The organism is Paraburkholderia sp. UCT2 (assembly GCF_014397665.1).
Lineage (GTDB): Bacteria > Pseudomonadota > Gammaproteobacteria > Burkholderiales > Burkholderiaceae > Paraburkholderia > Paraburkholderia tuberum.
Window position 1 is genome coordinate 128,960 of the sequence record NZ_VZQO01000010.1, and the last position, 23,677, is coordinate 152,636.

26 protein-coding genes are annotated in these 23,677 nt (G+C 63.5%); 20 read left to right on the forward strand and 6 right to left on the reverse strand.

The genetic code is table 11. From position 1 onward, the window contains the following. Positions 1 to 5 precede the first annotated feature (5 nt). A complete protein-coding gene (locus tag F6X39_RS11140; protein WP_187616649.1) occupies positions 6 to 1,154 on the forward strand; it encodes a branched-chain amino acid ABC transporter substrate-binding protein in 1,149 nt (382 codons plus the stop codon). A gap of 24 nt (positions 1,155 to 1,178) precedes the next feature. Here the strand turns inward: F6X39_RS11140 and F6X39_RS11145 are convergent, their stop codons facing one another. Continuing rightward, positions 1,179 to 1,328 (reverse strand): hypothetical protein, encoded by a 150-nt coding sequence (locus F6X39_RS11145; protein ID WP_187616650.1) that lies wholly within the window; start codon positions 1,326 to 1,328, stop codon positions 1,179 to 1,181. Between the two features lie 104 nt (positions 1,329 to 1,432). On the opposite strand from F6X39_RS11145, the gene F6X39_RS11150 reads away from it, so the two are divergent. From F6X39_RS11150 to F6X39_RS11165, 4 genes are all read left to right on the forward strand, one after another. Further along, on the forward strand, positions 1,433 to 2,008 hold the full coding sequence (locus tag F6X39_RS11150; RefSeq protein WP_187616691.1) for a YadA family autotransporter adhesin: 576 nt from the start codon (positions 1,433 to 1,435) through the stop codon (positions 2,006 to 2,008). Positions 2,009 to 2,010: 2 nt separating this feature from the next. Beyond that, positions 2,011 to 2,337 (forward strand): hypothetical protein, encoded by a 327-nt coding sequence (locus tag F6X39_RS11155; RefSeq protein ID WP_187616651.1) that lies wholly within the window; start codon positions 2,011 to 2,013, stop codon positions 2,335 to 2,337. Continuing rightward, on the forward strand, positions 2,297 to 3,082 hold the full coding sequence (locus F6X39_RS11160) for a response regulator transcription factor (protein WP_187616652.1): 786 nt from the start codon (positions 2,297 to 2,299) through the stop codon (positions 3,080 to 3,082). The genes F6X39_RS11155 and F6X39_RS11160 overlap by 41 nt, the downstream gene beginning before the upstream one ends. Before the next feature lie 159 nt (positions 3,083 to 3,241). Beyond that, entirely contained in the window at positions 3,242 to 6,013 is a 2,772-nt protein-coding gene (locus F6X39_RS11165; RefSeq protein ID WP_187616653.1) for a LuxR C-terminal-related transcriptional regulator, read from the forward strand. A 38-nt stretch (positions 6,014 to 6,051) separates the two neighbouring features. Here the strand turns inward: F6X39_RS11165 and F6X39_RS11170 are convergent, their stop codons facing one another. Further along, a complete protein-coding gene (locus tag F6X39_RS11170) occupies positions 6,052 to 6,465 on the reverse strand; it encodes a DUF3175 domain-containing protein (RefSeq protein WP_187616654.1) in 414 nt (137 codons plus the stop codon). Positions 6,466 to 6,527: 62 nt separating this feature from the next. Then, positions 6,528 to 7,034, reverse strand: coding sequence for a PRC-barrel domain-containing protein (locus F6X39_RS11175; RefSeq protein WP_187616655.1), 507 nt, complete (start codon positions 7,032 to 7,034; stop codon positions 6,528 to 6,530). A gap of 299 nt (positions 7,035 to 7,333) precedes the next feature. On the opposite strand from F6X39_RS11175, the gene F6X39_RS11180 reads away from it, so the two are divergent. Further along, the gene (locus F6X39_RS11180; protein ID WP_187616656.1) at positions 7,334 to 7,645 is read left to right on the forward strand and encodes a hypothetical protein; all 312 of its coding nucleotides are present in this window, start codon (positions 7,334 to 7,336) and stop codon (positions 7,643 to 7,645) included. 87 nt (positions 7,646 to 7,732) lie between these two features. Beyond that, positions 7,733 to 8,029 carry a hypothetical protein gene (locus tag F6X39_RS11185; RefSeq protein WP_187616657.1) on the forward strand — a complete coding sequence of 99 codons (297 nt, stop codon included), beginning with the start codon at positions 7,733 to 7,735 and terminating at the stop codon, positions 8,027 to 8,029. Between the two features lie 27 nt (positions 8,030 to 8,056). Here the strand turns inward: F6X39_RS11185 and F6X39_RS11190 are convergent, their stop codons facing one another. After that, a complete protein-coding gene (locus tag F6X39_RS11190) occupies positions 8,057 to 9,364 on the reverse strand; it encodes a DNA topoisomerase IB (RefSeq protein WP_187616658.1) in 1,308 nt (435 codons plus the stop codon). 171 nt (positions 9,365 to 9,535) lie between these two features. On the opposite strand from F6X39_RS11190, the gene F6X39_RS11195 reads away from it, so the two are divergent. The 6 genes from F6X39_RS11195 (at position 9,536) to F6X39_RS11220 (ending at position 13,037) form a co-directional block, all read left to right on the forward strand. After that, a complete protein-coding gene (locus F6X39_RS11195; RefSeq protein ID WP_090809741.1) occupies positions 9,536 to 9,880 on the forward strand; it encodes a chemotaxis protein in 345 nt (114 codons plus the stop codon). Between the two features lie 201 nt (positions 9,881 to 10,081). Then, entirely contained in the window at positions 10,082 to 10,633 is a 552-nt protein-coding gene (locus tag F6X39_RS11200) for a type 1 glutamine amidotransferase domain-containing protein (protein ID WP_187616659.1), read from the forward strand. Positions 10,634 to 10,693: 60 nt separating this feature from the next. Further along, entirely contained in the window at positions 10,694 to 11,266 is a 573-nt protein-coding gene (locus F6X39_RS11205) for a DUF4142 domain-containing protein (protein ID WP_187616660.1), read from the forward strand. Further along, entirely contained in the window at positions 11,263 to 11,607 is a 345-nt protein-coding gene (locus F6X39_RS11210) for a DUF1488 domain-containing protein (RefSeq protein WP_187616661.1), read from the forward strand. Before F6X39_RS11205 ends, F6X39_RS11210 begins: the two co-directional genes overlap by 4 nt. Before the next feature lie 97 nt (positions 11,608 to 11,704). Beyond that, entirely contained in the window at positions 11,705 to 12,286 is a 582-nt protein-coding gene (locus F6X39_RS11215; RefSeq protein WP_187616662.1) for a hypothetical protein, read from the forward strand. Positions 12,287 to 12,584: 298 nt separating this feature from the next. After that, the gene (locus tag F6X39_RS11220; protein WP_090809752.1) at positions 12,585 to 13,037 is read left to right on the forward strand and encodes a PA2169 family four-helix-bundle protein; all 453 of its coding nucleotides are present in this window, start codon (positions 12,585 to 12,587) and stop codon (positions 13,035 to 13,037) included. A 94-nt stretch (positions 13,038 to 13,131) separates the two neighbouring features. Here F6X39_RS11220 and F6X39_RS11225 read toward each other — a convergent pair whose 3' ends face one another. Next, on the reverse strand, positions 13,132 to 13,470 hold the full coding sequence (locus tag F6X39_RS11225) for a BON domain-containing protein (RefSeq protein ID WP_018425284.1): 339 nt from the start codon (positions 13,468 to 13,470) through the stop codon (positions 13,132 to 13,134). A 510-nt stretch (positions 13,471 to 13,980) separates the two neighbouring features. On the opposite strand from F6X39_RS11225, the gene F6X39_RS11230 reads away from it, so the two are divergent. After that, positions 13,981 to 15,468 carry an RNA polymerase factor sigma-54 gene (locus F6X39_RS11230; RefSeq protein ID WP_187613571.1) on the forward strand — a complete coding sequence of 496 codons (1,488 nt, stop codon included), beginning with the start codon at positions 13,981 to 13,983 and terminating at the stop codon, positions 15,466 to 15,468. Between the two features lie 194 nt (positions 15,469 to 15,662). After that, the gene (locus F6X39_RS11235; RefSeq protein ID WP_187616663.1) at positions 15,663 to 16,856 is read left to right on the forward strand and encodes a pyridoxal phosphate-dependent aminotransferase; all 1,194 of its coding nucleotides are present in this window, start codon (positions 15,663 to 15,665) and stop codon (positions 16,854 to 16,856) included. 68 nt (positions 16,857 to 16,924) lie between these two features. On the opposite strand, the gene F6X39_RS11240 is transcribed toward F6X39_RS11235, so the two are convergent. Further along, complete coding sequence (locus F6X39_RS11240) at positions 16,925 to 17,914, reverse strand: ferritin-like domain-containing protein (protein ID WP_187616664.1); 990 nt, start codon at positions 17,912 to 17,914, stop codon at positions 16,925 to 16,927. Between the two features lie 215 nt (positions 17,915 to 18,129). On the opposite strand from F6X39_RS11240, the gene F6X39_RS11245 reads away from it, so the two are divergent. The 5 genes from F6X39_RS11245 to F6X39_RS11265 all read left to right on the forward strand — a co-directional run bounded on the left by F6X39_RS11245 (position 18,130) and on the right by F6X39_RS11265 (position 23,645). Next, positions 18,130 to 19,944 carry a S10 family peptidase gene (locus F6X39_RS11245; protein ID WP_187616665.1) on the forward strand — a complete coding sequence of 605 codons (1,815 nt, stop codon included), beginning with the start codon at positions 18,130 to 18,132 and terminating at the stop codon, positions 19,942 to 19,944. A 94-nt stretch (positions 19,945 to 20,038) separates the two neighbouring features. Further along, a complete protein-coding gene (locus tag F6X39_RS11250; protein ID WP_187616666.1) occupies positions 20,039 to 20,785 on the forward strand; it encodes a FadR/GntR family transcriptional regulator in 747 nt (248 codons plus the stop codon). 145 nt (positions 20,786 to 20,930) lie between these two features. Further along, positions 20,931 to 21,674, forward strand: a complete 744-nt coding sequence (locus F6X39_RS11255) for a (Fe-S)-binding protein (RefSeq protein ID WP_018425278.1) — start codon at positions 20,931 to 20,933, stop codon at positions 21,672 to 21,674. Continuing rightward, positions 21,671 to 23,074 (forward strand): lactate utilization protein B, encoded by a 1,404-nt coding sequence (locus F6X39_RS11260; protein WP_187616667.1) that lies wholly within the window; start codon positions 21,671 to 21,673, stop codon positions 23,072 to 23,074. The genes F6X39_RS11255 and F6X39_RS11260 overlap by 4 nt, the downstream gene beginning before the upstream one ends. Next, positions 23,061 to 23,645, forward strand: coding sequence for a lactate utilization protein C (locus tag F6X39_RS11265; RefSeq protein WP_187616668.1), 585 nt, complete (start codon positions 23,061 to 23,063; stop codon positions 23,643 to 23,645). The genes F6X39_RS11260 and F6X39_RS11265 overlap by 14 nt, the downstream gene beginning before the upstream one ends. The last annotated feature ends 32 nt before the right edge of the window (positions 23,646 to 23,677 follow it).

Here is a 23,677-nt window from a genome sequence, read left to right on the forward strand (position 1 = left end):
ACATCATGAAACGCAGAAACCTGGTTGTCGCACTCGCCCTTGGGATGTTGTGTGCGCATGCGCCGTCGTACGGCGCCGAGCCGCAAATCGTCAAGATTGGCTTCGTCGGACCGCTGACCGGACCCGTCGCGCGGGTCGGCAAGGATCTGCAGAACGGCGCGCAGCTCGCGGTGGACGAAGCGAACGCGAAGCATCCCATGATCGGCGGCAAACCCGTCAAATACGTGCTCGACGTGCAGGACGATCAGGCCGATCCACGCATCGCGATCCAGGTCGCGCAGAAGCTCGTCGACGACGGCGTGGTCGGCGTGATCGGCCATTACAACTCGGGCTGCAGCATTCCGGCCTCGGCCGTCTATCACACGGCGAACGTCGCGATGATCACGCCGGGCTCGACGAACCCGGCGCTCACTGCGCAGGGTTTCGCGAACGTGTTTCGCACGATGGGGCACGACGGCGTGGGCGGTGTGATCGCGGGCGAGTTCGCGGTGCAGCAGTTGAAGGCGAAGCGCATCGGCATCATCGACGACCGCACCGCGTTCGGCCAGGGCCTCGCCGATGCGTTCGAGAAGGGCGCGAAGCAGGCGAACGGCAATATCGTCGATCGCGAGTTCACCAACGACAAGGCGGTCGATCTGCGCGCGATCCTGACTTCGTTGAAGCAGAAAAACGTCGATCTGATTTTCTTCGGCGGGCTCGACGAACAGGGCGCGATGCTGGTCAAGCAGATGCGCTCGCTCGGCATGCGCGCGCAACTGTTTGGCGCGGGCGCGCTGAAGAGCAACGCGTTCCTGCAGATTGCGGGCAACGCGGGCGAAGGTACGCGCGATCTCGAGCCCGGTCCGGCGCTCGACAAGCTGCCGTCCGCGCAGGAGTTCGGCAAGCGCTACAAGGCGCGCTTCAATCAGGATGTCGAGCTTTATGCGCCGTTCGCATACGACGCCGCGCTGGCGATGATTCAGGCGATCCAGGACGCGGACTCGCTCGATCGCGCCACGATCGTCGCGGCTTTTCCAAAAGTGAACGTGACTGGCGTGACGGGGAGAATCGCGTTCGATCCGCATGGAGATCTGATCAAGCCGCCTTATACGCTGTTCGAGGTACAGCAGGGGCAGTGGAAGAGTCAGCGGACCGTGGGCGGCAGTGGGGTGTGAGCGTTGTTCAGACTGGACCGGCTGTCAGCAGCGCGCGTTCACCGGCGAGGCGATCCGCTTCTCGACATCCGACGATGCGATCGCGGCGGTCAAGGACGGCCGCGTGCAACCGGGCAAGGTCGTCGTGATGCGCGGCGCGGCGTGTGCCCGGCCGATGCCGTCAATTTTGGGCAATTGACTTCGTTGTCGACTTCGACCTCAACTGACATCAGCAGGCACAAAGCGACGTAACGTCGCTTTCCATCGCGCTGACCACGACCAACAGCAGCCTCGCTTGACTGTCCACCGGCCTCGGCGACGCGGTCCAGTACGACGACCCATCCCACACGAAAGTCACGCTCGGCGGCGCGGGTTCGTCGGCGCTCGGCGCGAATGCGGTTGCGGTCGCGCCCAACTCGGTCGCGCTCGGTGCGGGCTCCGCCGCCAGCGACGCGAACTCGGTGTCGATCGGCTCGCTCGGTCACGAACGGACGATCTCGCACGTCGCGCCGGGCGTCAGTCCGACCGACGCGGTCAACATGCAGCGGTTGGACTCGGTTCAGCAGGGGGTGAACGCGGTGGCGCGCCAGGCCTATTCAGGCATCGCCGGCGCGACCTCGTTGACGATGATCCCGGACGTCGACCCCGGCAAGACCCTCTCGGTTGGAATCGGCTCGGGCAACTACAAGGGCTACACGGCCGTTGCAATCGGCTTTTCCGCGCGCGTGACCGCCAACCTGAAGGTCAAGGGCGGCGTCGGTACGAGCGCGACGGGGAAACCGGCTGTATGTCCGCGACGATCCCGATCCATTACCGTCGCCGACCCGCGGCCGAATGCTCGCGCGCCAGATCGAATCACTGATAAGGGGGGGTGATCGTGCAATATGACCCCCCCTTCGAAAACACAATCCCCCCTCCCAAAGGGGGGCGATTTGAAAAGCGACTGGCTCTATCGTTCTTCTCGAAATTCACAATGCATACGGGGCCGGCGCCGCTGGCCGCTCACGCCGACCTGGTGCCGTATGCGATTTTCTATGTTGGCTTTTTCGTCCTGTTTGAACTGGTTGCTCGTGTGAGTGAAATTCCAGATGCGAATGTCTTTCGCCGCATCTGTCGAGCGGGCCGGTCTTCAAGTCGCCAGGGCGAAAGAAAAAAGGCGATAGATGAATATCCTGTTGGTGGAAGACAATCCCGCGCAAGCTGATTCGGTCGAAAGGGAGATCGGGCAATCCGGGCATCGAATAAACAAGGTCGAGCGGGGCAAGGACGCAATCAGTTTCCTTCAGGCCAACGAGGTCGATCTCGTGGTGCTCGACTGGGAATTGCCGGGCATGAGCGGCTTCGAGGTGCTGTACTGGATACGCCGTCACCTGGGCCGCGAACCCGCGGTGCTGTTCGTGACCAGCCGGCTTCTGGAAGTGGACATCGTGCAGGCGCTGGACGCCGGCGCGGATGACTACGTCGTCAAGCCGTTCCGGGCCAAAGAGCTGGGGGCAAGGGTAGGCGCGCTGTTGCGTCGCACACGACGCAGCATAAAGGTGGAAAGTGCAATCGCGGTTGGGCCTTATGTATTCGACGTCACGCAGCGCAGTGTTTTTCTGCACGGCGAATCGATCTTGTTGACGGAAAAGGAATTCGACGTGGCGGCCTATTTCTTCGCGAACCTCGGACGGGTCGTTTCCAAGCGGCTTCTGGCGAAGCTTGCGTGGGGCCGCGAGCTGGATAGTACGTCGCGCACGATCGACACGCATATCTACCGGCTGCGACGCAAGCTGACCCTGCATCCGGACAACGGCGTGCGATTGACGACCGTCTATACGCACGGCTACCGGCTCGACGAGGTCGCTGCTGGCAGCGCGGAAGCGCAAGCGCCGGCGAGCGCCGAGCCGGAAGACGCTGTCGCGGAGAAGGACAGGTCCGAGCAGGACGCGCAAGGCGATCTCCGCTAGCGATCCGACACGAGACCATGAGCGACCTGAAGCGGATTGCGCTGGTCGCGCCTCGTTGCGCGGCTCCTCATTGAGTCGTCATACGGTTCGGCGTATCTTGAAAGCAAATTCACAACGACCCTCCATGCCTCTCACGGATAGCCGGTGAGAGGACACCTCATGAATACAACCGCTGATAGTTTCGAGCGCGAATGGATCGTGTCGCTGATCCTGACCAAGATGATGCCGCCGCGTCTTCCCGCGGGTTGCGTGCAACGGCCGGGATTGCTCCGGCGACTCGATGAACGACGTCCGCGTCACATTACGCTCGTGACCGCGCCCGCGGGTTTCGGCAAAACGACCTTGCTTGCCGCGTGGAGCGAAGCGCAAACGAGAAAGAAGCGTCCCGTTGCGTGGCTCAGTCTCGATGGAGAAGACGACGATCCGCAGCAACTCGGGGCCTATCTGGTGGCGGCGCTTTGTCGCGCGTCGAAGGAGATCGCGTGGCGGGCACAGCAACTTCTCGATAACGATGCACACACGCCGGTCAGAACGGTCATTTCAGTGCTGCTCAATGGCATCGCCGCATACGGCCGCGGTGTTTTCCTGGTGCTCGACGACGTCGACCGTCTGAGCGCGAAACCCGTTCTCGCGATCGTGTCGCGCCTGCTGCGCTACGCGCCCGACAACCTGCACGTGCTGCTCGGCGCGCGCGGCGAACCGGCGCTGTCGCTGAGCGGGCTGCGCTCGCCCGACAAACTTTCGCGTGTGAATGTCGACGATCTGCGCTTTTCGCTCGACGATGCTCAGGCGTTTTTCGACCACACCGGTAACGCGCTGCTCAACCGCAACAGCGTCGAGTTGTTGAACACCGCGACCGAAGGCTGGGTGGCCGGTTTGCAACTGGCTTCGCTCGGACTGAACCGGATCGATGACGTGGCCGCGCTCGCCAGTCATCTCGCCGGTTCCCGCTTCGGCATCGATCGCTACCTGAACGATACGGTGTTCGCGCATTTACCGCCGCCCATGCTGACGTTTTTGCTTTACACGTCGATTCTCGAGCGGCTTACGGCGACGCTGTGCGACGATGTCATGGGCGGTGAGGGCGAAAGCGGAGAAAAGCTGGACTGGCTCGAGCGGCATAACGTGTTCATCCGGCCGCTCGATGAGACGCAGAACTGGTATCGCTATCACGCATTGCTGAGCGATGCGCTTCGCCGCCGTCTCATGCGTCAGACGCCACGACAGGTTCCGTTGCTGCATCGCCGGGCCAGCCTGTGGTTCGCGCGGGCTCGCCTGTGGCGCGAAGCCGTGCGACATGCGCTGGCCGCGGGCGACATCGGGCAGGCGGCGCAGTGGGCCGAAAACTGTGCGATGGAGATGCTCCAACGCGGCGACCCGTTCATGCTGCCGGGCTGGATTCGCAAACTGCCGCCGGACGTGATCGCGGGTCGACTGCGCTTGCGTCTGGTGAAAGCCTGGGCTCTCGCGATGTCGCTTGAGACCGCGCGCGCGTCGAAGGAGATCGGCGAGATTGCCGACGAGTTCGAACGAATGGCCCGTGATGATCGGTCGATAGCCGACGAGGTCGCATGGGCGGAGATCAACGCGATCCACGCGGTGATCGCTTGCGTGAACGACGACAGCGAACATGCGCTGGAACTCGGGCGTGCCGTTGAGGCATCGACGGCGCCTGCGGAACCGTGGGTACGCCACTACGGGCAAAGCGCGGAGATTTTCGGCTTGATGTATAGAGGGCAGTTCGCCTACATCTCCCGCGTATGGAGAGCGCGGGTCGATCAGGTGGGACTCAGCCGGAAACCGAACAGCGCGGATATGTTGCGCGACGCGGTGTACGGCATCGCCGCGCTGATACACGGCGAACTTCCCGATGCGAGGCGGGTGATGGAGGTCGCGATGCGGTACTCCGAAGACAAGCTAGGAGAGTGGTCGGCGGGCGCGGCCGCGGTAGCCGGTTGCCTTGCGTCGATTTACTACGAGTGCAACGAGCTGTCCAAGGCGCGCAAGTTGATCGACGGTCGCATGACCATCGCGCTGGAGACTTCGCCGCTCGCCGCATTGATGCGCTATATGCTCACCGCGTCGCGCCTGCTGTGGCGGGATGGCAAAAAAGGGCCGGCGCTCGCCGTTCTCGAGGACGGTCGACAGCTCGCGATAACCCGTCGATGGTTGCGTCTGAAGCTCGCGTGCGATGCGGAAACCGTCAGACAACTGCTTGCCGACGGTAGGGTGGTCGAGGCGCGACAGGTCACCGACGAACTGAGCGCGAGTGTACCGATGATGTGCGAAGGGCGACGGGGCTCGGCGATGGAAACGTGGGCAAGCTACTGCGTGCTGCAAGCCCGCGTTCTGCTCGCTGAAAATGCCGCCGGCGACGCCGTTGGTTTTCTCTCGCGCTCACTCGACAATCTGGTTGCACTGGGCTGGCGCTATGCCGAGGCCGTCGTTTCGCTGCTGCTTTCTCTCGCGCATGAGCAGAACGGTGCTTCGGAACAGGCGTTCGCCGCGCTGGGAAACGCGCTGCGGATCGGCGGCGCGATGGGGATGATCAATAGCTTCGTGGACGAGGGGCCGCCGATGCGTGCGTTACTGGAACGCTTTCGCCGCACGCCATCGGAAATCGCGACCGGGCACGCCACGTATATCGGCACGGTGCTGTCGGCTTTCGACGAGGCGGATAACGCGCCATCTTCTTCGTCGAGCTATGCCGACACGAAGATAACGCCGGGCACACTGAGCGCGCGAGAACTCGAAATACTGGGCTACGTCGCTCGCGGGCTGTCCAACAAGGAAATCGGACGATCATTGAATCTGGCACCCGAGACGGTCAAATGGCACATGAAGAACGTGTTCGAAAAACTGAACGTCAATTCGCGGTACGAAGCCGTGCAGACTGCCTTCGGCATTCAGCCTGGAGCCGGAGCCGACTGAAGCGCCGTGCCGCGTGATGGGGCCGTCATCCGGTCACCTCACCGCGGCTCTCGTCCAAACGCTTCGCGCAGCTTGCGCTTGGCCCGCTGCAACGTATCGCGCCGCTCCTTCGGCAGGTTTCGGCCCGCTCGATTGATGTAGAAATTGAGCATCGACATCGCCGATTGAAACGGCGTGCCCTTGCGTCGACGGCTCGCCGTCGACGAGTGCTTCAACGATTGCGCGATGGACTCCGCGCTGCCGGTTTTGAAAATATCCTTCTGGATGTCCATCGCGTCGCTCGTTTCCATTACGTGATGCGACCATCTCTTCGCGCCGGACGCGCCGTTCGACTTCGCGGTTTTGGCGCGATGCGCGGCATGCGCCTGCGCGTGGCGCTGACGCGGTGGCCGTCCCGACTTGCCACGAGACACAGGGCGTTTCGATTTGCTGCTGGTCTTTCGGGTCGCCATTGTGTTGTCTCCTGAAGCGGAATGTCGGACTCGCCACGCGTCGAAAATGGTCGATTTGGCGATCAGAGCTTCACGCCACCAGCCTCGGGCGCATCCGACGAACCCGCGGGAATGTCATCGACGCCGAGGTCGTCGCGCCTCGTATAGACGTCGCGGCCCCAGTACGGTTCGCTGCCGTAGTACTGATGCACGGTCGTGGCCCACGTCTGATCCGCCATCGATGGCCAGTGATCCTTATCAAATCCCGGTGCGTTCTTCACGCGCTCGGCCACCATGTTCAGCACGAAGCATTTTTCCTGCGTATCGAGTGTCAGCGCACTCCACGGAATCGCGAGCAGCTTGTCGCCGATGCCGAGAAAGCCGCCGCTCGACAGCACCGCATACGCGACGCGGCCCGAACGCACGTCGAGCATGATGTCCTTGATCTTGCCGATGTGCTCGCCGTCGCTGCTGATAACCTTGTTGCCGTCGAGCGTAGCCGCGGCCATTACATCCGGACCTGGGCCTTCCGCGGTCGCGGCGCCTTTACCGACGATGTTCGCACCTTGTGTCTGGGTCTGCATCACCATGATGGGCTCCTTTTGAAGGGGTGAATGTACCGAGGCATTTAGCAACGGCCGTTCCATCCAGCCATGCGGCGCCGTTACGCCGTGGCGCGCGGCGCATCCGCGCGACGAGGCAGCGCGCGCGTAAAGGATGCGAGCGCGTTTGCAATTATTTCGTCAGTGCCGACGCAAGCGCTGCTCAGCAAAGCGCGATGCACGCATGCGACGACTGCATCGCGCGGCATAGGCCTTGCTCGACTCTCAGCGATGGCAGCAGGGAACCGAAGGATCGCACCCGTCCTTTTACTTCAGGGAGAACCCAGATGAGCAAGTATCCGAAGGCATGGCTGTTCGCGGCATGTGTGGTCGCGTCGGGCGCCGTCGCGTCGGGCGCCGCGTTCGCGCAGGCGGGCGGCGGGAACGGCAATAGCGGCACCGGCGGCGGCAACGCGCATGGCGCGGCGACCGCGGCGCCGACGGCGGGCAACGAGCCCGCGTCGAATGTCACGGGCAGCACCATGGGATCGACTTCGTCGATGAAACATCATCACAAGAAGTCGAAGGCAAACAAGCCGATGACCGATACGACGAACACGCCCGGCGCCAATGCCAGCAGCGATACGAAGGGACAGTAACGCTGGATCGATGCGGGCGCGGCCATGCACCTGCGCGTTCATCGTAACGCGCCGGCGGTATCGCGCTCCCCATCGAGGGAGAAAATCGTGACGAAGAAAATTCATTATCAGGCGAACATCTGCGGCGGGGACTTCGCGCATGTTCGCGAGTGCTTCAGCAACTGGAAGGCCGAGACGCTCGTGTATCGTCGGCAACAGCCGATGTTCGAAGGCAAGCAGGAAGTGCGGCCGTTGTCGGAGCGTGTGTTCGACAACGGTGAAGTCGCGCATAGCACGCTCGCGCGCGTATGTTCACCAAACGATGCCTATGCGCTGGCGGCGGAGATACGCGACGGCGAACGCGACGTTTGGCTCGTGATGGCGGCGTTCGAGGAAGACGTTTGAGCCGGGGTCGATTCAGCGCTGAGCCTGTCACTGGGCCCTTGGTTTCGGTTCGGGGGCCATTTCCCGCGCAGCGCGCCGCGTATGAACGCGTGCCGTGGCTCGCAAATGTGCCGCGGCGCTTTTGTCTTTCGCGGCGGTGGCTTTCTTGCGCACCACGCGCGACTTTTCTAGCAGACTCGTCAACGAACCGTTGATACTGTCGTCGACCGACGACTCCCGCGTCTTGCGTCCTTTGGCACCGGATGCGCGCGCGAGTTTCGCCGCACGCTTTTGCGCCTGCGCGAGCAGCACCGCAAAGGCCACTTCATCTACCTTGAGTCCGCGGCGCGATTGGCCTGGCGCGAGGCTCTGCAACTCGTCGGCCTCGAACGCGCCGATGATCGCTGGGTGGATATAACAGCGCCGGCAGACGGCGGGCGTATTGCGTAGCAGCGTCGCCACTTCTTTCACGATCGCGACGATATGACGACGCGCTTCGGCCGCGCTGCTGCACATCAAGCGGCGCAATGCCGCCAGCGCGTACACGCTGCCGGCCCACGTGCGGTAGTCCTTGGCGGTGAAGTCCGCGCCGCTTACGCGACGCAGGTAGTCGTTGATATCCGTCGAGCCGACGCTGTGGCGCGTGCCGTCTTCGTCGAGATACTGGAACAGGTCGTGACCGGGCAGCTCCGCGCAACGTCGCACGATGCGCTTGATGTTCGGATTGTCCACTGTCACGTCGTGCTCGATGCCGCTCTTGCCGCGAAACTGGAAGCGCAATTGACCGGCCCTGATCTTCACGTGTTTCTTGCGCAGCGTCGTCAATCCGTACGAGTGGTTATCGCGCGCGTATTCTGCGCTGCCGATGCGGATCAGCGTCGTGTCGAGCAACTGCACGATGGCCGCGACGACCTTGTCGAGCGGCATGCCGGGCAGCTTCAGATCACGCGCCACGCGCGCGCGGATTTTGGGCAATGCGCGGCCGAACTCGGCCATCCGTTCGTACTTGTCGGCGTCGCGCGTTTCGCGCCAGTGGGGGTGATAGCGGTACTGCTTGCGGCCGCGCGCGTCGCGGCCGGTCGCCTGCAGATGACCGCGCGGATCGGGGCAGATCCACACGTTTTCGTACGCGGGTGGAATCGCGAGCGAATCGATGCGTTGAATCTCGTCCTCATCGACGATGCGCTTGCCGTCGACGTCGAAATAGATGAAGCCGTTCCGGTCGCGCTTGCGTGTGTAGCCGGGCCTCGTGTCGTCGGCGTGGCGCAGTCCCGGCGGCATCGGTTGGGGTGCGGTGTTGCCGTTCGCGGTGGTCGGGCTGCGTGATGTGGTCGTGGAATGAGTCGCGGTAGCCATTGTTGCAGGTAGAAGTTTCAAACCCGGTTCGAACCGGTTCGCCGGGTAGGTGCGATGTGTGCCGTGTGATCGGCGGGAAGCAAGGGCGATGCCACTGGCAGGTGACCAGCGCGCTGAGGCGGAACGGTCCTTGCGGAAAAGTCGACGTGACCAACCGGAAAAGGAGCTTTCATGAGCAGCACACTCAACCCCGATGAAGAGCCGCAGCAGACCGTCAAGCAAACGTCCGGCACGACGGGCGCGCTGGGTCCCAGCGACTCGTCCGATAGCGGCAGCGACGTGGCGGGCGCGAGGCGTCACGATTTCGACGTCGATACGGAGCTCGACAATCACGCGCTCGAAGCCGGCGACGCCGCACTCGGCAGCGATACCGATCGCTCAGGTACGGGCGAGCGCGCGTCGGCCGATGGCGATTCGACGTTGGAGATGGACCGCGATATCGACACCGACCACGTCGTCGATCCGCAAGTGCCGCCGGGCGCGGAACGCTCCGACGAAGACGAAACCGACGTCTGACCACGGCGCTTTTGCACACGCGGCGGCTCGAGCTGAACGGCGCAACCGCAGCGTCGGTGCGCCGCCAACGTAATGTCGCCCGCTGAACACTGCCTCAAGCAGGCACGTTTTTTGCTGAACCACGCTTAGCGAAGGCGCAGACCTCTGCACATGCATCACGGGCAAGTGCATGAGCGCGGCGCCGCACGAAGGAGAGCACGCATGACTGATGCACTGAATGGCTACAAGGTAGCGGTACTCGCCGTAGATGGTTTCGAGCAGGCAGAACTCATGGAGCCGAAACGCGCGCTCACCGAGGCGGGCGCGACGGTCCACGTGATCTCGGCGAAGCCGGGCAAGATCCAGGGCTTCAAACACGTCGACAAGGGCGATTCCGTCGACGTCGATGCGACCTTCGACAAGGCCAGTCCCGACGACTATGACGCGCTGGTGTTGCCGGGCGGCGTCGTGAACGGCGACGCGCTGCGACTGCTGCCGCAGGCGCAGGCGTTCGTCAAAGCGGTCGACAACGCGAAGAAGCCGATCGCGGTGATCTGTCACGGCACGTGGCTGCCGGTATCGGCGGGGATCATCAAGGGGCGCACGGTGACGAGCTGGCCTAGTCTGCAGGACGATATTCGCAACGCGGGCGGCACGTGGGTCGATCAGGAAGTGGTCGAGGACGGCAATCTTATTTCGAGCCGCAAACCCGACGACCTTCCCGCGTTCAACAGGACGCTGATCGCGCAACTGACGAAGCGCAAGGCGGCTTGATCGCGGGCGGCGCGTTGGCTTCGGAGCCTGCGCATCGGTGATTCGACAGGGAGAAAATGCATGAAATTCCGGTATTCCCTACAAGTGTTGACTGCCGCGCTGGCCGTGTTGGGCGTGAGCGCGGCATCGATCGACACGGCCTGCGCGCAGGCGAGCGATGCGCCCGCGAGCGCAGCGCCGACCGGCGGCACGACGCTGTCACCGGCGGATCAGCAGTTCGTGCTCGAAGCGTCGAAGTCGGACGCCACTGAAATCGCCGCTGGCAAGGTTGCGCTGAAGAACTCCAACGATCCGCATGTCAGGAAGTTCGCTCAACAGATGATCGCCGACCACACGAAGCTGTCGCACGCAATGGCCGGGCTGGTCGCGAAGAAGGGCTTCAAGCCGACGCCGTCCGCGGATTCCGCGCTGGTCGGCAAACTGCAGACGTTGAAGGGCACCGAGTTCGATCAGGCCTATGTCGAGCAGGTCGGCGTGGAAGCGCATCAGCGCGCGGTCGACCTGTTCCAGCAGCAAAGCGAGAGCGGCACTGACTCGCAACTGAAGGCCGCGGCCGCGCAAGCGCTGCCAACCGTCAAGCATCACCTCGAGATGGCGCAGCAACTGGCCGGCAAATTGAAGGGCTCGTCATGAACGCGATCCTGCCACGGCCTGCTTATGAGGACTCTCTGATGCAGATCACTTTCCCCGATGACGAAGCGGCCTTCGACGGCGCCAATCTGACCGTGTGCTTTCTTGCGCGCGTCGATGGCGAGCCAGTGGTTTGCGCGATCACTGCCGAGGCTCTGGAAGATCATTTCGGCGCGGAGTCCGCGCTTGAAGCGGCGTTGATGGCCGCTTTCGACAGAGGCCGTCAGCGCATCCGCTCGGTCTGCGCGGAAGCGCTCGACCAGAACAACGGAGAAGGCGTAGTGTTGCATAGCGGACTGTTCAGAGTGGAAGGCATGGAACCGGATCGCGGCGCCGCGGCGTAGCGCCGCTGCGTGTCGCATTGACTGGGCGCGCTGCTTCCGACTCGCGCCACCGGCGACAGGATCGTCCACGAACGGCAATTAACGATAAGGAGGGCGTATGTCACTCATCGTCGCGGCACGCTTCACGACTTTTCCCGGTGCGGAAAGCGCGGCGCAAAAACTGTTCGATGCGGGTTTCGTGGAAGAGGACGTCACGCTGTTTTTCGTCAATCCGCGCGGCCAGCATGCGCGTTTCCCGATCGGCGGCGACACCGATACCGACCCCGGCGCGCGAGAAGCGCCTAAAGGCGCGGGCATGGGCGTGACGATCGGCGCGGTGATTGGCGCGGTGATTGGCGTGGCGATCTTCGCGGTGTTTTCCGCGCCGCTGCTGGTGTCGCTGATCGCGGCCGGCGTCGGCGCGTATGTCGGCTCGCTGGTCGGCGCGATGTCGCGCACCACGGAGCGCGGCAAATCGGACCATCGCGTGCCGTATCACGAGGAGTCGCGCGATTCGGGCGTGCTCGTCGCCGTGCACGTGTCGCCCGACAATCAGCTGGACGCCGCGCGCGTGCTGCGTGAAGCGGGCGGCGTGTCGATCGAGAAGGCGACCGGCCGCTGGCAGCAGGGACGCTGGGCCGATTTCGATCCGCTGAAGACGCCCGAGCCGATCAAGGAATTCGCGGAGAAGCGCGCGTGATATGAGCGACGCGGCATACCAACAAAAAACGGCCCGATGACGATCATCGGGCCGTTTTCCGTTTTCCGTTTTCCGCGCTGTTTCGACGTCGCGCTACACCCGCGGTTGCCGCGCATCGCGCGGCGGCTGCGATCGTTCGAGCTGCCTTTCGCTACGCATCGGCTCGCGCGAGGTGCCGGGCACGCGTGATGCGTGCTATCAAATGCAGCCCGCCGCGCGTCGAACCGATTCATCGCGAGGCACATAAAAAGCCCCGCGCGGCGGATTCCGCGATGAACGAAACCCTTGGAGGTATTGAATGGCTACCAACGTTGTTTCCGTATTGAATGAACTGGTCGAAACGTCGAAGGATGGCGAAAAGGGCTTTATGAAGGCAGCCGAGGATGCGCACGACGACCAGCTGAAGATGCTGTTCCGCTCGAGTGCCGAGGACTGCTCGCGCGGCGCGCGTGAGTTGCAGGATGCTGTTCAGACACTGGGCGGCAAGCCCGAAACCGGCGGCAGCATGAGCGGTGCGCTGCATCGCGGCTGGGTCGACGTGAAATCGGCGGTAGCGAATCGCAGCGACCATGCGATTCTTGCCGAGTGCGAAAAAGGCGAGGACGTCGCGAAGAAACGCTATCACGACGCGCTGGAGAAGGATTTGCCGGCGGACGTGCGGGCAATCGTCGAGCGGCAGTACCAGGGCGTGCTGCAAACGCATGACCGGGTGCGCGATCTGCGCGACCAGTATGCGGCGATGAAGCATTGATCGACGGGTCAGTGCAATAAGGAAGAGCCGGCTCTGCCAGCCGGCTCTGTTACGTTCTGTTCAGTCGAATCGGTGCGAACCGATCGCGCGGATATCAGTCAGCCGCGACCTTCAGATGGTTCTTCACGCTGGTCACGCCCTTCACGCTTTGCACGACATCTTCGGCGGCGGACTTGTCGTCGGCCGAAGGCACCGAACCCGTGAGCCACACGACGCCCTTGCGGGTCTTCACGTGGATATGCGTCGATTTGACGTTCTTCGCGGCAAGCAGATCAGCCTTGACCTTGGTCGTGATGGTGCCATCGTCGATATGCTGGCCGACGCTTTCCGACGCCGCGGGCGGGGCCGAAGCGCTGGTCTGGGCGTTCGCGTTCAGCGCGAACGCGACGACGGCGATGCTGCCTGCGGTCTTCAGTAGCTGGATCGTCTTCATGGTTCTCTCCATCAGGTGGTAATGAAAATGGCGGTCTTGTTGGCCGGTGGCCGATCGCGGCCGAAGCCGCTGATGAGACACGTGGGGTCGTCGCCGCTACGGTACCGTCAGGGGCCCGTTTCTCGACACCGGACGCTGTACTCGCATCCGCGCTCGATCGAGGCGTTTGCGAAGGGCGGCGTCCGTCCACACACCGTTGCTCCGCAACCATCGTGCCTGCCGGCTGCGAGCCAATCCATGCCGCTCGCGAAAGCCGCATGCACCGGGGAGTTTCGACTGACGAATAGGGCTGCGGCGCGGCCATGCGCGAGGCGCGCCGGAGAGGTGAAGAAAGGGACCGGAAATTGCCTGCCGTTTGTAAAAACCGGCGCGCCCGGTCAGGGCAATTCATCCTCCTGAATAAACAAAGCGCAATCAAAACAGCGTCTTGCGCGATCTGGTACGGACGTTGCGTTGGTCAGTGAACTCGGCTCGTTGAGTCTGAGGCTACTAACGAACGGGATCACTCCAATGCCTTCAATCGAACTACGTACAAGGCAGTCTCTCGCACTGACGCCTCGTCTTCAGCAGTCGGTGCGGCTCTTGCAATTGTCGGCGCTCGAGTTCCAGCAGGAATTGCGCACGGCGCTCGATACCAATCCGTTCCTCGAATACGACTCATCCGAAGCGGAGGACGTCGCGCTCGCCGGCACGACGCCAGGCGAAGGTGAAGACGCCAACGCGCCGCCCGCCGTCGATACGCTTGCCGCCGCCGAGCCGGACGGACTACCGGCGGAAAGCGCCGGTAGCGATACGCTCGAAAGCGCGGGCCAGGACGACATGCCCGCCGATTTTTCCGGCGACTACGGTTCGCGCAACTCCATGCGCCAGAACGGCGACGCGGACGGCAGCGACCCGGCCGATTGGGCTCGCTCGCAACCCACGCTGCGCGAGCAGTTGCACGACGCGTTGCGCCTGTACCGGCTAGACGACCGCGATCGCGCGGTGGCCCGTTTCATCATCGAGGCGCTCGACGACGACGGCTATCTGCGGCAGTCGCTGGCCGACCTGGCCGATAGCGTCGATCTGGAACCCACGCTGACCGAGGAAGAACTGCTGGTGGCGTTGCGCCTCGTGCAGGCGCTCGATCGTCCGGGGCTCGGCGCGCGTTCGCTATCGGAATGCCTCGCGCTGCAGATCAATGCGCTACCCGCCAATACGCCGGGACGTGACGTCGCGCGGCAGATCGCCGAGCATCATCTGGAAAGGCTCGCGCGCCGCGAGCAGGCCGAGTTGCAAAAACAGATCGGCTGCAGCGCGGAGGAATTGCGTGTGGCTTGCGCGTTGGTGCGCAAGCTCGATCCGAAGCCCGGCAATTGCTACGGCCGCACCGAGGATAACTATGTCGTGCCCGACGTGATCGTGCGTCAGGTGCGCAACAAGTGGGTCGTGTCGATCAATCCGGCGGTGCAGCCGCGGGCGCGAATCCATCGCATGTATGCGCAGCTGTTCGCGCAGTCGGCCGGCGCGAGCCGTTCGCCGCTCGCGCAGCAGCTGCAGGAGGCGCGCTGGCTGATCCGCAACGCGCAACAGCGCTTCGATACGATCCAGCGGGTTGCCGAATGCATCGTCGCGCATCAGAAGGCGTTCTTCCTGTACGGCGAGATCGCGCTGAAGCCGATGGTGCTGCGTGACGTGGCTGACGAGCTGGGCCTGCACGAATCCACGATCTCGCGCGCGACGGGCAACAAATATATGGCGACGCCGCGCGGCATCTTCGAGTTCAAGCATTTCTTCCCGCGCGAGCTCGGCACCGAAAGCGGCGGAACCTGTTCGGCCGCCGCGGTGCGCGCGCTGCTCAAGGAGATGATTGCCGCGGAAAATACGCGCGATCCACTGTCGGACGTGACGCTCGCGAAGATGCTCGCGGATCAGGGCGTGCTGGTCGCGCGACGCACGGTGGCTAAATACCGGCATCTGATGAAGGTGCCGCCGGCTGAACTGCGCCGGCAGCTTTGACGCGCCGAAGTTTTAACGGGGGTTTGAAGCAAAACAGTCATTCAAACAGCAGTACATTGCGTACAGGGTCATGCGAGGTTATCCGCTCGCATGACCCTTTTTCGTATCTGGACGTTTCGCCGGCGTGCCTTTACATTGGCGGGTCAATTGGAAAGAGATCGGCGGAACGGACCGCACAACAACGGGTGAGCGCAATGAAGTATTCGAATCTGGTCGAGCGACTGCAAGGGCGGCGCACGTCGGCGTGGGAAATTCATCGGGTCGCGCAGCAGGCGGTTGCCAGGGGAGAAGACGTGATCGTGCTGAGCGTCGGCGATCCCGAGTTCTCGACGCCCGCGCCGATCGTCGAGCGCGCCATCGATGCGTTGCGGGCCGGCGATACGCACTATACGGCGATGGCCGGTCGCGAGCCGCTGCGCGCCGCGATTGCCGCCGAGCACGCGCGCACGACGGGCTGCGACGTGAGCGCCGCCAACGTGGTGCTGACCGCCGGCGCGCAAAACGGCGTGTTCGCGGTGTCGCTGTGCCTGCTCGAAGCGGGCGACGAAGTGATCGTTCCCGAGCCGATGTATCTGACCTACGAGGCTTGCGTGCGCGCGGCGGGTGCGACGCTCGTCGCGGTGCCGGTCGATCCGGCGCGCGCGTTTCACGTCGACTGCGACGCGCTCGAAGCGGCGATCACGCCGCGCACGAAGGCGATTTTCTTCGCGACGCCGTGCAACCCGACCGGCGTGGTGATGCAGCGCGCCGATCTCGAACGCATCGCGCGGCTCGCATGCAAGCACGACCTGTGGGTGCTGTCCGACGAGGTCTATGCGGAACTCACGTTCGAACGCGATCACGTGAGCATTGCGTCGTTGTCCGGCATGGCGGAGCGCACGGTCACGCTCGGCAGTCTGTCGAAGTCGCATGCGATGGCGGGGTGGCGCGTCGGCTGGGCAATCGGGCCCGCGACGCTGATCGAGCACATGGCGCGGCTCGCGCTCGCGATGCTGTACGGCCTGCCGGGTTTCATCCAGCAGGCCGCGTTGACGGCTTTGGAGAACAGGGCGGAGATCGTCGCCGATATTCGCGAGATCTACCGGCGGCGGCGCGACGTCGTGTTCGAGCGCTTGCATCGTGTGCCGGGCTTGCGGTGCCTGTTGCCCGAAGCGGGCATGTTCATGATGGTCGACGTCAGCGGGACCGGGCTCGATACGACCGAGTTCACATGGCAGCTGTTTCGCGCACAAGGCGTGGCCGTGCTCGACGCGAGTGCGTTCGGGGAGACGGCGAACGGCTTCGTGAGGTTGGGGCTGGTGGTGGGCGAGGATCGATTGATCGAGGCGTGCGAGAGGATCGCGCGGTTCGTGGAAGGGGGGCGGGACCGAGAGGGCGGTGGGTTGTAGATTGCGACTATCCGGCCGGTGGGCATCATGGCCAGCCGAAGGTGGCTGGGCAGTGCGTTCGGCGCGGCTTACTTTTTCCTGCGCACGAATTTCAAGCCGAAGCGCACCAGCCGAGGCATCGTTTCGGGCCGCAACAACCGTGGGTCGTACCCAGCGAATCGACGTTCGTTTTCCTGAAGACACAGTTGCATCAATTCGGGCACGCTGATATCGACATCCGTTACCGACTGCGCGCCGTTTACCGTGAAGTTGTTATCGTGCTCATGGACGTTGCCGTCGGCATCCATCGCACGTGCGAGCCCAATGCGCTCCCACACCAGAAACGCCCACACGCCCGCCACCTTGAGCTCGAAGCGGATGCGCTGCCACCATGAAAGCTGCGCGCGATGCCACGCGACCCAGTTCGCGAAGAGCAGAATATGGCGGCACTCTTCCTGCATCACCGGCTCGAATGTCTCGGTCAGTGCCGGCGGGAACAGGCCCGAGCGCCGCGCCACCTCGAACAGGCCGAACGCGAAGAAGCTGTCGATACATTCGCTATAGCCGGTCACGAGGTAAGCCCGTTCCGTGTCTTTCGGATAGACGTACGACGGCTCGCTCGCGAGCGCGATGCCATACGCATGCACCATGCGCGACAGCACTTCCTTATGGCGGTTCTCTTCCCACGCATTCAGCGCAAGTGCGTCGCGCAGGTCCGGGGTGTCGAGCGAGGCCGCGTAGGCGGCCATGCGCAGGCGCGCCCTGCCTTCGGTTTGCACGGCGATGTCCCAGATCGGCAGATCGACGATGCGCTTGAGCGTCGCGGCTTCGAGCTGCGGCCATGCGAGCACGGACGGGCGATACGGATTGAAGGTCTCGCGAAACATGCGGCACATTTCCTGCCGGTGCACGTCGGAGCCGGGCGGCAGCGGGCCGTTGACGGTGCTAGTCCAGTGCCGCATCGCGTGGTCGGCGGCGTCGAGCGTCGAGAGGTCGGGCTGCTCGTGCGGCAGTTGCGGCGCGCGAAAGCCGGGGATCAGCGCGGCAGCGTCGAATGCATCCAGTACCAGTTGGTCCATTGGGTATTCTCGACAAGGCGACGAAGGCGCTGTCGATTCTGCCATGACTGCGCAGGTCTGCGCCACGTCGAGGAAAAAGCGCTTTGTAATGTTCGGCGTGCTGTGGCGCCGACGGTTGACGCCGCGCAAACTTGCGTCAAGAATCGAGCGCCGGGTGTGCTCCCGAACCCGGCCACCCCGATTCCAGCGCGTTTCGACTCGTCGCGGAAAACTTCATGATCCATCGCTTCTCTTCTTCATTGCGCCGCTTGCTGACAACCGGATTACCGGCCGCCGCGCTGACGGTGACGCTTTCTGTCGCTGGTGTGGTGCCGTTCGGCGAACGGTGCATGGCAGCCGAACAGGCCGATGCGTCGAGCACCTCGGAAAGCACGGCAACGGGGGGAAGCACGGACGCCGCCGCATTCGCGCCGAGCGCACCACGCCAGGGGCCGGAGGCGAACGCGTCGCCGGTCGGCGAACCGAGCGAGCCGCGCGCGATGATGGCTCGCCCGAACGGCGAGCCGCGCAAGCGGACGGCGGCGCGTGGCGACACGCAGGCTGCATCGAATGCACCGGACTCGGCCGACGCGACGGCAAGGCCTCGCAACGACAGGGCTTCGACGCCCGCGATTCCCGTGCCGCCCGAAACCACCAGCGTCACCACGCATTCGCTTCGCCTGAACGGCCGCAAGCTCGACTACACGGCGAGCGCGGGCAATCTGTTGCTGCACGACAAGACCGGCGCGCCCAACGCGAGCGTGTTCTATGTCGCGTACACGGTGCCGAGCAGGACGCCTGCGACGCGTCCGATCACCTTTCTGTTCAACGGCGGCCCAGGCGCCGGCAGCGTATTCCTGATGATGGGCTCGGTTGGCCCGAAACGCGTGCGCACCGCGAGCCCCGCGAGCACGCCGCCCGCGCCGTACACGCTCGACGACAACCCCGACAGCCTCCTCGACACCAGCGACCTCGTGTTCATCGACGCGGTCGGCGCGGGCCTGTCGAGACCGGTCGGGCATGGCACGGGCAAGGACTTCTGGGGCGTCGATCAGGACGTCCGTGCGTTTGCGCAATTCATCGACCGTTATCTGACGGTGAATCAGCGCTGGAATTCGCCGAAGTACCTGCTCGGCGAATCGTATGGCACCGCGCGCGCCGCGATGCTCGCTTATCAGTTGGGGCAGAACAATATCGCGCTGAACGGCGTGATCCTGCTGTCGTCGGTGCTCAATTCCGCGGCGTTCACGCCTGGCAACGATTTCAGGAGCGAGAGTTATCTGCCGAGTTTCGCGGCGATCGCGTGGTATCACGACAAGGTCACGCCGAAGCCCGCGAGCCTGCCGGCCTTTCTCGACGAAGCACGCGCGTTCGCCCGCGGACCCTATGCGCAGGCGCTCGAACAGGGCGATGCGCTGCCCGACGATCAGCGCGACGCGATCGCCGCGCGCATCGCGTACTTCACCGGATTGGACGTGGGTTTCGTGAAGCGTAACCGTCTGCGTCTTTATCCGTCGCGTTTTCGAAACGAGTTGCTGCGCAACGAGTCGCGCAGCGTGGGCCGCTACGATGCGCGTTTCGAAGGCCTGAACTACGACGATGCATCGGAGGACCCGGACTTCGATGCGTCGGTGAACAGCGTGTCGAATGCGTTCAATGCGGCGCTTCATCAGCATCTGTCGGACGACCTGCACTACACGCCAACCGACCGTTACCTGGTGTTCAGCGACGACGCGTTGAAGCAATGGGACTGGAAACATCGCGAATGGTGGGGCGAACGGCTGGAGCTGCCCTACGCGGGCGGCGATCTGGCCGAAGCGATGCGGCAGAATCCGCAGTTGCGGGTGTTATCGCTGAACGGCTACTTCGATCTCGCCACGCCGTTCTATGCGACCGAATATGCGCTCGCGCATCTCGGCCTCGATCGGTCGCTGCGCGAGAACGTGCGCATCGCCTACTATCCGACCGGCCATATGGTGTATCTCGACGATGCCGCGCTGCACGCGATGAAGCGTGACCTCGTGAGCTTTTATACGGAGCAGCCGCGTTGAGATCGGCGAATCGTCGCATGGTGTCGAACGGTATAATTCCCCGCACCGTGGAGTAGCCGCGCGCTCTGTCAACCGGCTTCATCGTTCGCCGCTTATGCCATTCACCCCGATTCCGTCCTTCGCGCGCAAGCGCATTTCCGACGTGGTGTCCGACCAGATCAAGCACTTGATCTCGGAGGGTACGCTGATGCCCGGCGACCGTCTGCCGGCCGAGCGCGATCTCGCGGCGCAGCTCGGCGTGTCGCGACCATCGCTGCGCGAGGCGCTGATCCGGCTGGAGGCGGACGGTTACATCGAAACGTCGGGGCGCGGCGGTTTCACGGTGGTCGACGTGACTGCGCCCATCATCTCGAAGCCGCTTGCCGAACTGTTGCTGCAGAATCCGCGCACCAGTGCCGACATTCTGGAGTTGCGCCAGGGGCTCGAAGCGATTTCGTCGGTCTATGCCGCGCAGCGCGCAACCGCCACCGATCTGAAGAAAATCCGCGCGGCGTTCGAGGCGTTGAAGGCTGCGTCGCTGTCGCGCGATCGCGCGAATCTCGCCGAACTCGATGCCGCGTTTCATCTCGCGATCGCCGACTCCACGCACAATGTCGCGCTGGCGCATGTGATGCACGGCATTCATACGCTGATTCGCGAGGGCATGCGCCAGTATCATCGGTTGATCGATTACGACGACGCGATGGAAAAGCAGTTGATGAGCCAGCACCAGGCGATTTACGACGCGGTCGTCGCACGCGATGCGCCCAAGGCACGCAAGGCCGCCGAGCGGCATCTGGCGTTCGTGCGAGAGATTTACAAGGACGATGCGACGAAGCCGTCGGCCGCGGTGATTTCCTGATTCCCTGATTTCAAGGCCCACGCCGTCCGAATTGACACCGCCAACGGACTTTTTTATAGTCTTGGTCAGACCAACATGACCAAGACGGCCAGACAGGCCACACCGGTCGACAGACATCGTTCCCGCCGCTTTTCCTGAAGAGCCTATGAAAGTCGCGCTGTTTATCCCGTGCTTTATCGACGCGTTCTATCCCGAGGTCGGTATCGCGACGCTCGAACTGCTCGAACGTTTCGGCATCGAGGTCGACTATCCGCAGCAGCAGACCTGCTGCGGCCAGCCGATGGCCAATAGCGGCGCGCATGCGGACGCCGCCGCCACGGAGCGACTATTCGCGCGCAACTTCGCGGGTTACGACTACATCGTCGGGCCGTCCGCGAGTTGCATTCATCACGTGCGCGAACATCTGACCGCGCTCGAGCAGACCGACGAAGTGAAGAAAGTACGCGCTGGCGCTTACGAACTGGTCGAGTTTCTGCACGACGTGATCGGCGCGCGCGAATTCCCGTGGGCCGAGTTTCCGCATCGCGTCGGTCTACACACCAGTTGCAGCGCGCTGCGTCATCTGAAGCAGGCGTCGGCGTCGGAAATCGCCGGCACGCCGTTTTCGAAGCCGCGCGCGTTGCTCGAAGGCGTGAAGGGCATCGAGTTCGTCAAGCCGGCGAGGCCCGACGAATGTTGCGGTTTTGGCGGCACGTTCTCGGTCACCGAAGAGGCGGTGTCGGTGCGCATGGGGCAGGACAAGGTGCGCGACCATCTGGATGCGGGCGCCGAGTACATCGTTTCGGGCGACATGTCGTGCCTGATGCACCAGCAGGGTTGCGCGGAACGCATGAAAGCCGACGCGCGCTTCATTCATATCGCGCAGGTTCTCAATGGAGCACGCGCATGAGCGGCGACCATCACCGCATCGATCACGCCAAAGCCGCGGGTTCTTTCATCAGCAAGACCGAGCATGTCGCGTTTCACGACAAGCGTCTGTGGGACCTGCGCGAGAAACGCGACGCGCAGGCGCACGGCATTGCCGAATGGGAAACGTTGCGCTCGCTGGCGTCGGGCATCAAGGAACACACGCTGTCGCATCTGGCCGACTACCTGGAGCAGTTCGCGGCGGCGGCCGAGGCCAATGGCGTGGTCGTGCATTGGGCAGCAAGCGCGGAAGAGCACAACGGGATCGTCCACAAGCTGATGTCCGAGCGCGGCATGACGACGCTCGTGAAGAGCAAGTCGATGCTGACCGACGAATGCCGGATGCGCGAGTACCTCGAACCGCGCGGCATTACCGTGATGGAAACGGACCTCGGCGAGCGCATCCAGCAGCTCGATCACCAGGACCCGAGTCATATGGTCGTGCCGGCCGTGCACAAGCTGCGCGCGGACGTGGCCGAGCTGTTCGGCCGGACCATCGGCACCGATCCGACGAACAGCGACATCCACTATCTGGCCGAAAGCCAGCGCATGAATACGCGGCCGTATTTCGTGCGCGAGAAAACGGCCGGCATGACCGGCTGCAATTTCGCGGTGGCGGAAACGGGCACGGTCGTCGTCTGCACGAACGAAGGCAATGCCGATCTTTCGGCGAACGTGCCGCCGCTGCATATCGCATCGATCGGAATCGAGAAGCTGATACCGAAGGTGTCGGATCTCGGCGTGTTCGTGCGCATGCTGTCGCGCAGCGCATTGGGTTCGCCGATCACGCAGTACACGTCGCATTTTCGTGCGCCGCGGCCGGGCACCGAGATGCATTTCATCCTCGTCGATCATGGCCGCTCCGAACGGCTCGCGATGGAGGACTTCTGGTACTCGCTCAAATGCATCCGCTGCGGCGCGTGCATGAATACGTGTCCGGTCTATCGACGCAGCGGCGGCCTGTCGTATGGCGGCACCTATTCGGGGCCGATCGGCGCGATCATCAATCCGACGTTCGATCTGAAACGCTATAGCGCGTTGCCGTTCGCATCGACACTCAATGGCAGTTGCACGAATGTGTGTCCGGTGAAGATCAACATTCACGAGCAGATCTATAAATGGCGCGCGGTGATCGCCGAGCAGCACGAAGTGCCGTTCGTGAAGCAGGAGGTCCTGAAGATGGCGGGGCGTCTGCTATCGAGTCCGACCTTGTATCGCGCGACGGTGTCGTCGATGGGCAGCGCGTTGCGGCGGCTGCCGAATTTCGTGCTGTACAACCCGCTGAATATCTGGGGCCGGCAGCGCGAATTGCCGGAGGCGCCGAAGATGACTTTTCATGCCTGGTACAAAAAGAATCGCGGAGGCGGCGATGACAACGCGTGAGGCTTTTCTCGCCAAGGTGCGCGCCGCGCAACCGGCCGCGCGGCCGCGTCCCGACGTGCCGCTGTTCGAGGCGGTTGGCGGCGATCTGCGGGCGCGCTTCACAGCGGCGTTGCAAACGATGGGCGGCACTTGCGTCGAAGCGGCCAGCGCGAGCGACGTCAGCGATATGATCCGCGAGCGTTTTGGCGCGGCGGCATCGATCGCATCGGCGAGCGCCGAAGTGCCGGGCACGCGCAAGATCGGCGCGGATACGGACCCCGCATCGCTGCAGGACGTCGACGTCGGTTTGGTCCGTGCGCGCTTTGGCGTCGCCGAAACCGGCTCGGTGTGGTTTAGCGAGCGCGAATATATGGTCAATGCATTGGGCTACATCGTCCAGCATCTGGTCGTGCTGCTCGATCCGGCGCAATTGCTCGATGGACTGCAAGACGTCTATCGTCGCGACGATTTCCGCAGGGCGCGTTACGCGGCGCTCGTTACCGGCCCTTCGGCCACCGCCGATATCGAGGGCGTACTGATTCGCGGCGCGCAGGGCGTGCGCTCGCTGACGGTCGTGTGGCTCGCGGGCTGATGCGCGGCGGTCGCAGCGCCGGACTTTGCTAT